Below are 12,593 nucleotides of genomic sequence, written 5' to 3'. Positions count from 1 at the left end.
CCACGCAGAGCCCCGGGGAACCCCTCTCCGACCGGCGGGAACGCCCGGTTTCGCGCCCCGGCGGGATTCTTTCCGCAGGACGCTTGTGCACGGCCCCGGCGCGCGTCACTCTCCTCGGTATGAACACGGCCAGACATGCCAGTGAACGTCTGATGAGCTGGCCCTCGCTGAGCCCCGGCCGAGCCCACTGCGGCGCCGAGCTCGGACTGGGCACCGCGACGCACGAGATCGTCCACTTCCACGGGGAGCACGAGGCCGATGTGCACCTCACCCGCGCCATGGTCGCCAAACTCCGCCCGGCGCTCCTCGGGTCCAGCGCGGTCCGGCTCCGCGCCGGTTCCGGGTGGGTGACGGTCCTGCTGGACATGGGCTCGGACATCGACCTGCTCGCCACCCTGGTGAGCGCCGCGCTCCAGGCCAACGGGGTTCCCGACGTCGCCCCCGACGGCTGCACCCGCACCCGCCCGGTCCCGGGACTCCGCTGAGCCCGGGCACCCCGGGACCACGCGGGGCGGGAGGCCACCGGCAGCACCCCCGCGCAGCCCCCCGGCAACACCCCCGTGCGGGCCGGGCGGCAGCGCGCCCGCACCCGTTCGGCCGTATCCGGGAGGTGTCCCCCCGCCCGGCCGGGTAGCGAACCAGTTATGCCCTCCACACCGCCGCCGCACGACGGTGACCCCACCGAGGACGGTTCCTGGTTCCGGCGGCTCCACGCCCGTGTCGCCGCCTCGCCCGTCGGACTCGCCTGGAACCGCGGCCGCGCCATCGAACTCATGCACCGCGCCATGGGTTTCGCCGCGCTCAGCCTGCTCACCCTCGTCCCCCTGCTCATCGTCGTCGCGGCGGCCGACCTCGCCAGCGGCCAGGGCTTCGCCCGCTGGCTCGTCCAGGGCCTCGGAGTCTCCGAGGTCTCGCAGGAGGAGGTCGAACGGCTCTTCGGCCAGCCGGGGCAGGCCCTCCAGCGCACCACCGCCTTCGGACTCGCCGCCCTCGCCGCGTTCGGCGTCACCTTCGGCTCCGCCGTACAGACCGGGTACGAGCGGGTGTGGGACCTCCCCACCGCCCGCTGGCACACCATGTGGCGGCACGTCGTCTGGCTCGCCGTCCTCGTCGGCGCCCTGCTCCTCTTCGTGGCCACCCCGGCGCCCGCCCGGTCCTCCGCCGAGACCACCCTCCTGGTCGCCCTCTCCGACCTCACCGGTACCTTCGTCTTCTTCTGGTGGTCGCAGCGGTTCCTGCTCTGCGGCCGTATCCGCTGGCGCGCCCTCGCCCCCGGAGCCGCCCTCACCGCCCTCGGACTCCTCGGCCTGCGGATCTTCTCCCAGCTCGTCTTCTCGCCCCTCATCGCCTCCAACGCGGTGACGTACGGCCAGTTCGGCACCGTCCTCGTCCTCCAGTCCTGGCTGGTCGGCGTCGGCTTCGTGGTGTACGGGGGCGCCCTCGCCGGGCGCCTCGTCCACGAGGTACTTCTCGACCGCAGGCTGGGCCGGGGCGGCCCGCCCCCCGGCTGACCGGGGCGGCGGCCCGTCCGGGCTCGGACCGGAGCCGTCACTGGTCCCGGCGCCGCACCGCGAGCACCGTCACCGCCGCGGCGCCCGCCGCCCACAGCGCGTACACCAGCCAGGCGCCCCCGGCCGACCACGGGAAGGGCTGCTCGAAGGGGCCGGGCGCCGCCAGCCGCTGCCAGGCCTTCAGCGGCGTCATGTGGGAGAGCGTCGCGGTGAGGTGCCGCCGTTCCCCGAGGGCCATCGGCACGAACAGCAGCACGACCACCGCACCGACGACCGAGACCGCGCCGCGCCGCAGCAGCGCCCCGAGCGCCATCCCGGCCGTCGCGCACACCGGCGCGAGCAGCGCCGACGCCACCATCAGCCGCAGCGCCCCGGGATGGGTCACCGGAAGTCCCGCGCCCCGCACCGACAGCACGGCCTGCGTCAGCCAGAACGACACCGCCGCGACCACCGCCCCGAACAGCACCTGCGTCAGGGCCACCACCAGCACCTTCGCCGACATCAGGGCGGTGCGCGCCGGAACCGCCGCGAAGCTCGTACGGATCAGCCCGCTGCCGTACTCCCCGACCACCGCCATCGCTCCCACGGCGGCGGAGCAGAGGATCAGCACCGTCGACGCGTTCCCGGTGAAGGCGTCCCCGAGCGCCATCCCGTCGGCCACGAACGCCACCCGGCCCGACTCGTCGTACGCGTACCAGTACCGGTAGTGGTCCCACGCGGTCCCCACGTTGAACGCCACCACCACCAGCGCCATCAGCAGCAGCGACCAGCCCGTGGACCGCAGCGACCACAGCTTCAGCCACTCCGACGCGAGCAGGTCACGGAAGCGGGCGCGGGGCTCCACGAGGGGAGTGGGCCCGACGAGGGCAGCGGACAGCGTGGTCATCGGGCGTCTCCCGCGAGATGGTCGGCGTGGCCAGCGGTCAGTTCCATGAACGCCTCCTCCAGGGAGGCGGTGTGCGAGGTCAGTTCGTCGAGCGGCAGCCGGTGCGCCAGGGCCAGTTCCCCGATCCGGGCGGCGCCCATTCCCGTCACCGTCAGACGCCCGCCCTCCGTGGTCACCCCGGCCCCCTCCGCGAGCAGCACCGAGGTCAGGGCCGTGCGGTCGGGCGTGCCCACGGTCACCCGCGGGCGTCCGCCGCGCGCCGCGAACTCCGCCAGGCTCTCCGCCGCGACGAGGGAACCCCGGCCGATGACGACCAGTTCGTCCGCCGTGTGCTCCATCTCCGTCATGAGATGGCTGGAGACGAAGACCGTCCGGCCCTCCCCGGCCAGCCGCCGGAACAGCTCCCGCACCCACCGCACGCCCTCCGGGTCGAGCCCGTTGAGCGGCTCGTCGAACAGCAGCACCGGCGGATCGCCGAGCAGCGCCCCCGCGATCCCGAGCCGCTGCCGCATCCCCAGCGAGTAGCCGCCGATCCGGCGGCGCGCCACCGACGCCAGGCCGACCTCCTCCAGGAGCGCGTCGACCCGGGCCGGCGGGACGCGGTTGCTCTGCGCGAGGGCCCCGAGATGGGCCCGCGCCGTCCGGCCGCCGTGCACGTCCGAGGCGTCGAGGAGCGCGCCGACGTGCCGCAGCCCGCGCGGCCGGTCCGCGAACGGCCGCCCGTCGACCGTCACCGACCCCCGGGTCGGCGCGTGCAGCCCCAGGACCATCCGGAGCGTGGTGCTCTTGCCCGAGCCGTTCGGCCCGAGGAAGCCCGTCACGCGCCCCGGCCGCACCGTGAACGTGAGCCCGTCCACGGCGGTCGTCCCGCCGTACCGCTTGGTGAGTTCCTTTGCTTCGATCATGTGCACCACCCTGGCTCCCGGCGCCCGTCGCGGGCATCGGACCGGCGCTGACGATCCGGGCCCCCGCTGTCACCCCCGGGTGTACGACCGGGGGACGACGACCGGCCCGGGGCCCGCGCCCTACGATCACCGCATGTCCGCGACCACGTCCGTTCCGCTCCTGAGAAGGGTCACCCCCGGTGGGTGGGCCGCGACCGCCTGGCTCGCGGGACTGCTCTTCACCGTCCTCCTCCGCGTCCGGCTGCCCGGCCAGGAGGAGGCCGACGTCATGGCGGGCGTGGTCATCCTGCGCTGGGACGGCATCACCATGCTGCTCCTCGCCACCGCCCTCGCGCTGTACGGAGCCCGGCTCCTGTCCCGCCGCCCGGCGGCGGGCCTGCGCCACCTCCTGGCGGCGGCGGTCGTCGGCAGCACGCCGCTCGGCGTCACCGCCATCCCGATGGCGCAGTACCTCGCCGTGGACGTCGCCCTCTACGTCATCGCCGCCGCCCGCCCGCCCCGTGAGGCCCGCCGGGCCCTGCTGCTCGCCCTGGGCGTCCTCGTCGCCCACCTCGCCGTCCGGCTCCTTGCCGGCTGGAGCGTCGGCACCACCGGAGCCCTGGCCGTCGCCCTCACCGCCGCGGTCGCCTGGCTGCTCGGCCGCTCCGAACAGCAGAACAGGGCGCACGCCGCCCGCGCCCGCGCCCAGACCGCCGCCCAGGCCATCACCTCCGAACGGCTCCGCATCGCCCGCGAGATGCACGACACGGTCGCCCACAGCATGGGCATTGTCGCCCTCCAGGCGGGCGCCGCCCGGCGGGTCATCGACACCCGGCCCGAACAGGCCCGGCAGGCCCTCGCCGAGATCGAGACCGCGAGCCGCGAGACGCTCGCCGGACTGCGCCGGATGCTCGGCGCGCTCCGCACAGGGGAACCGGACGCGGCGCGGTCCCCCGCCGACGCCGGACTGCCCGAGATGCCCGGCCTCGCAGCCCTCGACCGGCTCGCCGAGATCACCGCCGCCGCGGGCGTCCGCGTCGCCGTCCACCGGGTCGGGGCACCCGGCCCACTGCCCCAGGACATCGACCTCTCCGCCTTCCGCGTCGTCCAGGAGTCCGTCACCAACGTCGTACGGCACTCCGGCGCCGGCTCCTGCACGGTCACCGTCGACCACCGGGACCCCGGAGCCCTGCTCCTCACCGTCGAGGACCGGGGCCGGGGCACGGCACCGGAACCGATCCCCCCTCACGACGGCACGGGCTACGGCCTCGTCGGCATGAGGGAGCGCGTCACACTGCTGTACGGAGAGTTCGACGCGGGCGCCCGTCCCGGCGGAGGATTCCGCGTCACCGCCCGCCTCCCCCTGCCCACAGGAGCCACCGCACCATGAGCGACACCACCGCCGGACGTCCCGTCCGGGTCGTCCTCGCCGACGACCAGCCCCTGGTGCGGACGGCACTGCGCATGGTCATCGCCGACCTCCCGGACCTGGTCGTCACGGGCGAGGCGGCGAACGGCGCCGAGGCCGTCCGCCTCACCGAGGAGACCGGCGCCGACGTCGTCCTCATGGATCTGCGGATGCCCGGCACCGACGGCATCGAAGCCACCCGCCTCATCACCGGGGGCCCCACCGGCGCCCGGGTGATCGTCCTCACCACCTTCGACGACGACGAGCACGTCCACGGCGCCCTCCACGCGGGCGCGTCCGGTTTCCTCGTCAAGGACATGGCCCTCGACGACATCCTCGCCGCCGTCCGCGTCGTCGCCTCCGGCGACGCGCTCATCGCCCCCAGCGTGACCCGACGCCTCATCAAGGAGTTCACCGGCCGCCCGAGGAACCCCCCGGTCGCTCCCCGCCGGACCACCGAGGGCATCACCGACCGCGAGCGGCAGGTCCTCACCCTCGTCGGACGGGGCCTGTCCAACACCGAGGTCGCCGCCGCACTCCACATCAGCGTCGCCACCGCCAAGACCTATGTGACCCGGCTCCTCGCCAAACTCGACGCCCGCGACCGCGTCCACCTCGTGATCATCGCGTACGAGGCGGGGCTGGTCTCGGCCGACCGCCCCGCGGGGGAAGGGGAACGCACCCACGGGAGTGATCACACGATCCGGTGATCCCCCCGGGACCGCCCGGGCGACGGGCCCCGGACGGCTTGGATGGGTACGACCCCACCCACGCCTCGAAGGAGAGCCGTCCCATGACGAACACCTGGCTGCCGCCCGGCGAGTACGTAGCGACCCTGCCGAGAGCGACCGCCTACGCCTGCCTCTACTTCACCGACACCCGGGGCCGCCCCTTCCAGCTCCGGGCCACCTACCACACCGAGACCTGGCAGTGGCCCGGCGGCAACATGGACCCGGGGGAGACCCCCTGGGAGACGGCGGTGCGCGAGTGCCACGAGGAGACCGGGATCACCTTCACCGGCGAACCCCGGCTCCTCGGCACCCACTTCGTCACCGACCGGGGCGAGGAGTGGCCCGCGAACCACATCGGTTTCATCTTCGACGGCGGTGAACTGACGGACGACCAGATCGCCGCCGTCGTCCTCGACCCCGACGAGCACAGCGCGTACAGCCTGCGCACCCTCGACGCGTGGGCGCGGGAGATGCCACCGCACGAGTTCAGCCACCTCGCGGACATCGACCGTGCCCGCAGGACCGGCACCCCGGTGTACCTGGAGACCGGCCCGGACGAGGACTGACCCCCACCTCCCGTACGAGGGCGGGGGCCGCCCCGCGCGCCCCTCGCCCTCCCGCCGGAACCCCCGCCGGACCACCGGGTGGCCGAACGGCCCGGCCCCGCACCCCGGGGGACGACCGGCCGGTGCGGTAGAAGGACCCCATGTGCTGGAGCGCGACGGCCGACCTGTGGGCGGGCCTCGGGATCGGCGCCGTCGGCGTGGCCGCCCTCGCCTCCGTACGGCGCCCCGGAGACCTGCCGCTCGCCGCGCTGCCCCTCCTCCTCGGCGCCCACCAGCTCGTGGAGGCCGCCGTCTGGCACGCCGACGGAGGAACGGGCCCCGCCACCCTCGCCTGGGCGGTGATCGCCCTCCCCCTGCTGCCCCTGTGGGTACCGCTCGGCGTCCTCGCCGCGGCCCGCCCGGCCGACCGCCGACGCCTGCTCGTCCCGCTCGCCGCCGGAGTCACCACCTCGGGCCTCCTCGCCCACCACCTCGCCACCCACCCCGTCACGGCCGAGATCCGGGGCCACACCATCGGCTACGCCGTCGGCCCGCCCTTCGCGCCCCTCGTCCTCACCGGCTACCTCCTCGCCACCGTCGGAGCCCTCCTGCTCGCCCGGGACCGGCTCCTGCGGCTCCTCGGCCTGGTCACCGGGGCCGGAGCGGTGCTCTGCGCGGTCCTGTGGCGCACCGCGTTCCTCTCCACCTGGTGCGCCCTGGCGGCCGTCGCCTCGGTCCTGCTGCTCGTACGGATCCGGACCGGACCCGTAACCCCCCGGCGGTTCAGCCAGTTGACCCGGTCATGAAGAAGCGCAGTATGCTCGCCATCGCCTCCCTCGCCGCAGGCGTCGTCACCGCCCTCATCACCCCGCCGCCGCACGCGAGCGCCGCGGACGGTCCCCTGGGCGGCGCCACCGGCATCCTCCAGGAGGACGGCGTCGGCCCCGTGCTCCACGACATCGTCGAAAACGCCGAGGACGTCCTCCAGAACCAGGAGCCCGGCGGGCTCATCTGACCCGAGGCATACCGCGTCCGGTGCCCCGCGCCCCTTGAGGGCGGCGGGGCACCGGCACGTCGTGACGTGGGAGGAGGCGCCCCGGTGCGGGCCGTGCGCCGGTAATGACAGGATGTCCCCATGAGCAATAACGTTTACTTCGACATCACCATCAACGACGAGCCGGCGGGCCGGATCGTCTTCCAGCTGTTCGACGACGTCGTCCCGAAGACGGCGCAGAACTTCCGTGAGCTCGCCACCGGCGAGCACGGCTTCGGCTACGCCGGTTCCCCGTTCCACCGCGTCATCCCGCAGTTCATGCTCCAGGGCGGCGACTTCACCCGGGGCAACGGCACCGGCGGCAAGAGCATCTACGGCGAGAAGTTCGCCGACGAGAACTTCAAGCTGAAGCACGACCGCCCGTACCTGCTCTCGATGGCCAACGCCGGCCCGAACTCGAACGGCTCGCAGTTCTTCGTCACCACCATCGTGACCGACTGGCTCGACGGCAAGCACGTCGTCTTCGGCGAGGTCGTCGAGGGCCAGGAGCTGGTCAGGAAGATCGAGGGCCTCGGCTCCCGCTCCGGCGCCACCAGCGCCTCCATCAAGGTCGCCGAGTCCGGCGTCGTGAAGGTCTGACCCCCTTCCGACGCTGACCGGAGGGCGCCCGGCGCCCTCCCGCGGAACCGCCCGGCCGGGGCGGGGGAGAGCGAGACACCCCGCCCCGCCGCACCGGTCGTCCCTCCGCCCCCGTACGAACACGGGCAGCCCCGCCGCCACCGGACACGCCCCGGGCGGACGAGGACGCGCCGCCTCCGCCGAGAACACCGGCGGAGCCCACCCGAGCGCCCGCCCGGGCCCCCTGCCGCTCCTCCGAGCCGGGCACGCCCGGTATCCGGGCGCCGCCCGCCACCGGCGGGAACCACTTCGGCCGGGACCGGCCACCGCCGCGCTCAAGGCCCCGGGGCCGCCGAACGCGCTGCCCGAACCCGCTCGCTCGGGGGGATACCGTTCGCGGACGACCCGGCCCCGTACGGCCTCCTCAGGCCGTGTGGTGAGGCACGCGGGGGAGTCCGGAGACAGCTCCCACCGGGCGCGACGCCGGGGACGCGGCACCGGCCGCCGTACACCCCGCCACCGATCACGCGCCACGCCCGCAGCAGCGGTACGTCCGCGATGCCGGGGACCCGCGGACGCGCCCCGGCCGAGGCGAGCGGATCTGCCGGTGGACGTCCGACCCGCTCGACGGCTCCCGGCACCAGGATCAGGGCACCTCTCCTTGGCTGGGTACGTCGGCGCCCGCCGTCCCCGCGCACGCGCGGCGGACCGGCCGTCTCCGGTCGGCCCGCCGGAGGGGGATCCTCAGCTCTCCCCGCCCTCCCCGTACCGCCGCTCGAACTTGGCGATCCGGCCCTCCGAGTCCACCGTCCGGGCCTTGCCCGTGTAGAAGGGATGGCTCTCGGAGGAGATCTCCACGTCGATCACCGGATACGACTGCCCGTCGTCCCACTCGATGGTCCGGTCACTGGTCGCCGTGGACCGGGTCAGAAAGGCGTACCCGGCCGAGCGGTCACGGAAGACCACCGGGCCGTACTCGGGCTGCTTGTCCTGCTGCACGTGTCCTCCTCGGGCTCCCGCCCAGACTCGGCCGGCCGGATCGGCACGGCACCCCCAGCCTCCCCGCGCCGCCGTCCGCCGACCAGCGCCACGGGCCCGACCGGGTGACCGGGACGGCGCAGGGGCCGCGCCCTCGGGCGTCCCGTCCGCACGCGACGGGCCACCGTGCGGGGCCGGGTGCCGGGTGCCGGGTGTTGGGGGCCGGGGGGCCGGGGAGGCCGCCGCTCACCCGCCGCGACCCATCTGACGGTCTCGGGTGACCGGGACCCTGCCGAGGGCATGAGCGCCGGGGCCCGTCCCGGCACCCGGAGCCGTGCCACCGGAGCCCCGGCTGAGGGACCCTTCCGTGAAACCGTGAGGCGGCGGGCCGGGCTTTCGAAACACGCCTACTGCCGACGAGTCTCCGACTCAGGTGACTAGACCCCCTTCGGCCACCTGGCCGCGAGCAGCAGGGCGATGTCGTCCGGGCGGGCCGTGGTCTGGCGGGCCTCCCGGATGAGCCGGTCGGCGGCCTCCGCGAGAGGGAGGGAACCGGTCGCGGACAGGGCCTGCCGCAGGGCCTCGATCCCGTCGTCGATGTCCTCGCCCGGCCGCTCCACCAGGCCGTCCGTGAACAGCGCGAGGACCGCGCCGGGCGCCAGCCGCAGCCGCGTCACCGGATACGAGGCGCGTCCGTCGATCCCCAGCACCATCCCGCCCGCCAGCTCGACCAGTTCCGCCGTGCCGTCCGGCCGGGTCATGAGCGGGTGCGGATGCCCCGCCCGCACCGCCCGCAGTTCCCCCGACTCCGGGTCGAGGAGGATGTAGCAACAGCTCGCGAACTGCCCCGGGTCCAGGTCGATGAGCAGCCGGTTCGTCCCCCGCATCACGTCCTGCGGCCGGTGCCCGGCCAGCGCGAAGGCCCGGACCGCGCTGCGCAGCTGCCCCATCGTGGCCGCCGCCGCCACCCCGTGGCCCTGGACGTCGCCGATCACCAGGGCGAGCCGCCCCTGCCCGGTCTCGATCACGTCGTACCAGTCGCCGCCGACCTCCATCCCCTGGGTCCCCGGCAGATACCGGCCCACCGTCTCCACCCCCTCCCGCTCCGGCAGCCGGTGCGGGAGCAGCGCGTCCTGGAGCCCCCGGGCCACCGCCGACTCCGTCTCGTACCGCTGCGCCCGCTCCAGGGCCTGCGCGATCAGGCCCGCCAGTGCCGTCAGCACCGTCCGCTCCTCCGGGGTGAACCCGCGCGGCCGGTCGAAGCCCAGGATGCAGGAGCCCACCGGCCGCCCCGAGGCGATCAGCGGCAGGAACGCCCGCGCCCCCGTCTGCGCGTCCAGCGGAAGACCCGGATAGGTCCGGCCGAGCCGCTCCATCGACTCGAAGAACAGCGGACGGCCCGTCGTGAGCGTCTCCACCCCCGGCATCCGGGTGTCCAGCGCGACCCCGTCGAAGGGCTCCAGGAACCCCGGCGGGAAACCCGTCTCCCACGCCAGGTACAGCCGCCGGTCGCTCAGCAGGTAGATGGCCAGCTGCCGCCCGCCGAACGCCGGCAGCAGCTCCTCCGTCACCACCGACGACACCTGGCGGGCCGTGACCGCCTCGGAGAGCGCGATGGCCAGCGCCACCGGCCGGTACAGCGCGGTGATCCGCTCGTCGGAGGGGACGATGCCGTCCGCCCCCGCGCGGTCCGGGGCCACCGCCCCGGGCAGGGCCTCCGGAGCCCCCTCCACCGGGCCCTCCTCCGGGACCAGCACCATCGTCACCCCGTCCCGCCCCGGGTACAGCGACACCGAGAGCCACCGGCCCCGCTCGGGGCGGGCCAGGAACCGCACCGGCTCCTCGGAGAGCAGCGCCGCACGCAACTGCTCCTCGTGGAAGGGGAGGCCGAACCAGGGCAGCACCTCCCAGAGGGTCCGCCCCGCGAGCAGCGCACGCGGCCGGCCGAGGAGCCGCTCCGTGCGCTCGTTGAGGTACGTGACGCGGCCCAGACGGTCGATCGCCAGGATCGCCCTGGGCAGCCGGTCCGTCGCGTCGGAACCGACCAGACCGGTACCGAGGTCCACCAGAGTGCACGTCAGGTGGGCGGTCCCGGCGCCGGGACCGCCCGGTGGGCCGCTCGCAGCGCCACCGTCGGGAGCCACCACGGGCGTGGGGACCCCGGCGATTCCCACCGGGCCGGACCCGCCCGCGCCCGTCGGCCCGCCCGTCCCGTCCGCCGTGTCCGGCCCCCCGTCCGGAGCGGGGGACCCCCGGCGCGCCCGGGTGGAGACCTCCAGGAGGTGCAGACCGCCGTCCGGGCCCTTCAGCCGTATCCGGCGCACCGCCGGTCTGCCGTCCGGCCCCGTCGCCTGCCGGGCCGCCGCCCACAGGGCGTACCCGTCCTCCGGTTCGAGCAGCGACGTCAGCTCCTCGATCGAGCAGGGCGAGGCCATCTCGGCGCCGAGGATGCGCAGCAGCCCGGGGTCCATCGTCACCGTGCCCGCGCCCACGTCCCAGTCGAAGGAGCCGAAGCGGACCGGTGGCGCGCTCGCCGTGGACCGCTGGACGCAGACCGGGTCGGCCGACCACTCGACCGTCGTGCCGCGCCGGGCCAGACCGGACAGGGCCTCACCGAGGTGGCGTGCCCGGCGGGTCATCCGGGCGCGGTCCCGGGGGGACACCGGGACACCGGGGCTCGGGGGGCGCAGCGCGGCCAGCACGCCGAAGCGTTCGCGGCCCGCGACGACCGGCGCGTACAGCGAGGAGAACGGGAAGGGCAGGTTCGCTACCAGCTGGGGGAAGCGCCGCATGGCCTCCTCGACGTCGGCGAGGTGCACGGACTGGCCCGAGCGGTGCACCTCGGCGACCGGGAACGGCCGGTTGGCGTGCATCCGCCACCACGGCCGGAACACCGGCCCAGGAAGCCCCACGAGAACCGCGAGCCGCAGCAGCCCCGGAGTACCGGAGCGCAGGTACACCCCGCCCGCGTAACCGCCGACCTCCTCCACGGTCCGCAGCACGGCTTCCGTGAGGGTCCAGGCCAGGGGAGCGGAAGCGGGCCCGCCGGCGGCCCTGTCCCCGGACGGACGCCCGGTACCGCCCGCCGGTCCGGTGCCGGACGCGCCGTGGGTGGTCACACAGCCAGGATGCGCCCGACCGGAACGGCCCCGCATCCCGGCGGGACCCCCGGGGAGCGGCCCTGTTGACCGGGTGCCGTCGCCCGGTCACACTCGGTGCTCGACCGCCGTCGCCCCGGTACGGCACGGTCCCCACTCCGACCAGGGAGCACGATGACGGGCCAGGTTCTTCCGTACGACGTCCACGGCACCGGCCCGCGCAGGGCTCTCGTCCTGCACAACTGGTTCGGCGACCGCACCAGCTTCGCCCCACTGCGGGCCCGGCTGGACGGGGACGCGGGCACGTACGCCTTCGTCGACTGCCGGGGTTACGGCGAGGCCCGCGACCGTACCGGAGCCTTCACCATGGAGGAGGTCGCCGCCGACGCCCTCGCCGTCGCCGACGACCTCGGCTGGGACGACTTCTCCGTCATCGGGCACTCGATGGGCGGCAAGGCGGCGCAGCTGATGCTTCTCGACGCCCCCGCGCGCGTCCGCTCGATCATCGGCATCTCGCCCGTCTCCGCCGCCGGGTTCCCCCTCGACGACGAGACCTGGGAACTGTTCGCGGGCGCCGCCGGGGAACCGGCCAAACGGCGGGCCATCATCGACAACACCACCGGCGGGCGCCGTGACCCCGCTTGGCTGGACGCCCTCGTGGAACGGTCCGTCAGCCGCTCCTCCGCCACCGCCTTCCGCGCCTACCTGGACTCCTGGTCCCGCGTCGACTTCCACGAGCGGGTCCGCGACAACCCCACCCCGGTCCTGCTCGTCGTCGGCGCCCATGACCCGGCCCTCGGCCGCCAGGCGATGGAGTCGACCTGGCTGCGCTGGTATCCCGAGGCGCGCCTCGAAGTCCTCGCGGACGCCGGTCACTACGCTCCGGAGGAGACCCCCGGACCTCTTGCCGAGGCCGTCGAGGCGTTCCTCGCCGACTGAC

At 74.8% G+C, this 12,593-nt stretch carries 13 protein-coding genes; 9 read left to right on the top strand and 4 right to left on the bottom strand.

What is annotated here, in order from left to right; genetic code table 11:
* Positions 1–119: 119 nt before the first annotated feature.
* Both ACIRQY_RS18485 and ACIRQY_RS18480 read left to right on the top strand, forming a co-directional pair.
* The gene (locus tag ACIRQY_RS18485; RefSeq protein ID WP_351788239.1) at positions 120–485 is read left to right on the top strand and encodes a luciferase family protein; all 366 of its coding nucleotides are present in this window, start codon (positions 120–122) and stop codon (positions 483–485) included.
* 159 nt (positions 486–644) lie between these two features.
* Positions 645–1,511: a YhjD/YihY/BrkB family envelope integrity protein gene (locus ACIRQY_RS18480; RefSeq protein ID WP_351788237.1), complete on the top strand. Its 867-nt coding sequence runs from the start codon at positions 645–647 to the stop codon at positions 1,509–1,511.
* A 37-nt stretch (positions 1,512–1,548) separates the two neighbouring features.
* Here the strand turns inward: ACIRQY_RS18480 and ACIRQY_RS18475 are convergent, their stop codons facing one another.
* Both ACIRQY_RS18475 and ACIRQY_RS18470 read right to left on the bottom strand, forming a co-directional pair.
* On the bottom strand, positions 1,549–2,397 hold the full coding sequence (locus ACIRQY_RS18475) for an ABC transporter permease (RefSeq protein ID WP_403926806.1): 849 nt from the start codon (positions 2,395–2,397) through the stop codon (positions 1,549–1,551).
* Complete coding sequence (locus ACIRQY_RS18470) at positions 2,394–3,302, bottom strand: ABC transporter ATP-binding protein (RefSeq protein WP_403926804.1); 909 nt, start codon at positions 3,300–3,302, stop codon at positions 2,394–2,396. Before ACIRQY_RS18470 ends, ACIRQY_RS18475 begins: the two co-directional genes overlap by 4 nt.
* 133 nt (positions 3,303–3,435) lie before the next feature.
* On the opposite strand from ACIRQY_RS18470, the gene ACIRQY_RS18465 reads away from it, so the two are divergent.
* The 6 genes from ACIRQY_RS18465 to ACIRQY_RS18440 all read left to right on the top strand — a co-directional run bounded on the left by ACIRQY_RS18465 (position 3,436) and on the right by ACIRQY_RS18440 (position 7,598).
* Positions 3,436–4,671 (top strand): sensor histidine kinase, encoded by a 1,236-nt coding sequence (locus tag ACIRQY_RS18465; protein WP_403926801.1) that lies wholly within the window; start codon positions 3,436–3,438, stop codon positions 4,669–4,671.
* A complete protein-coding gene (locus tag ACIRQY_RS18460) occupies positions 4,668–5,399 on the top strand; it encodes a response regulator transcription factor (protein ID WP_351788228.1) in 732 nt (243 codons plus the stop codon). Before ACIRQY_RS18465 ends, ACIRQY_RS18460 begins: the two co-directional genes overlap by 4 nt.
* Before the next feature lie 83 nt (positions 5,400–5,482).
* A complete protein-coding gene (locus tag ACIRQY_RS18455; RefSeq protein ID WP_351788225.1) occupies positions 5,483–5,986 on the top strand; it encodes an NUDIX hydrolase in 504 nt (167 codons plus the stop codon).
* 140 nt (positions 5,987–6,126) lie between these two features.
* On the top strand, positions 6,127–6,771 hold the full coding sequence (locus ACIRQY_RS18450) for a DUF6629 family protein (protein WP_403926798.1): 645 nt from the start codon (positions 6,127–6,129) through the stop codon (positions 6,769–6,771).
* Positions 6,768–6,980 carry a hypothetical protein gene (locus ACIRQY_RS18445; RefSeq protein ID WP_351788220.1) on the top strand — a complete coding sequence of 71 codons (213 nt, stop codon included), beginning with the start codon at positions 6,768–6,770 and terminating at the stop codon, positions 6,978–6,980. The genes ACIRQY_RS18450 and ACIRQY_RS18445 overlap by 4 nt, the downstream gene beginning before the upstream one ends.
* 120 nt (positions 6,981–7,100) lie before the next feature.
* The gene (locus ACIRQY_RS18440) at positions 7,101–7,598 is read left to right on the top strand and encodes a peptidylprolyl isomerase (protein ID WP_351788217.1); all 498 of its coding nucleotides are present in this window, start codon (positions 7,101–7,103) and stop codon (positions 7,596–7,598) included.
* A 723-nt stretch (positions 7,599–8,321) separates the two neighbouring features.
* On the opposite strand, the gene ACIRQY_RS18435 is transcribed toward ACIRQY_RS18440, so the two are convergent.
* Entirely contained in the window at positions 8,322–8,576 is a 255-nt protein-coding gene (locus ACIRQY_RS18435) for a type B 50S ribosomal protein L31 (protein ID WP_351788214.1), read from the bottom strand.
* Between the two features lie 416 nt (positions 8,577–8,992).
* Positions 8,993–11,674 carry a SpoIIE family protein phosphatase gene (locus ACIRQY_RS18430; RefSeq protein WP_403926794.1) on the bottom strand — a complete coding sequence of 894 codons (2,682 nt, stop codon included), beginning with the start codon at positions 11,672–11,674 and terminating at the stop codon, positions 8,993–8,995.
* Between the two features lie 153 nt (positions 11,675–11,827).
* Here ACIRQY_RS18430 and ACIRQY_RS18425 point away from each other — a divergent pair, with 153 nt between their 5' ends.
* Positions 11,828–12,592 (top strand): alpha/beta fold hydrolase, encoded by a 765-nt coding sequence (locus ACIRQY_RS18425; RefSeq protein ID WP_403926791.1) that lies wholly within the window; start codon positions 11,828–11,830, stop codon positions 12,590–12,592.
* The last annotated feature ends 1 nt before the right edge of the window (position 12,593 follow it).

It is taken from the genome of Streptomyces sp. NPDC101490, from assembly GCF_044767145.1.
Lineage (GTDB): Bacteria > Actinomycetota > Actinomycetes > Streptomycetales > Streptomycetaceae > Streptomyces.
This window is presented reverse-complemented; position numbering and strand designations above follow the sequence as displayed.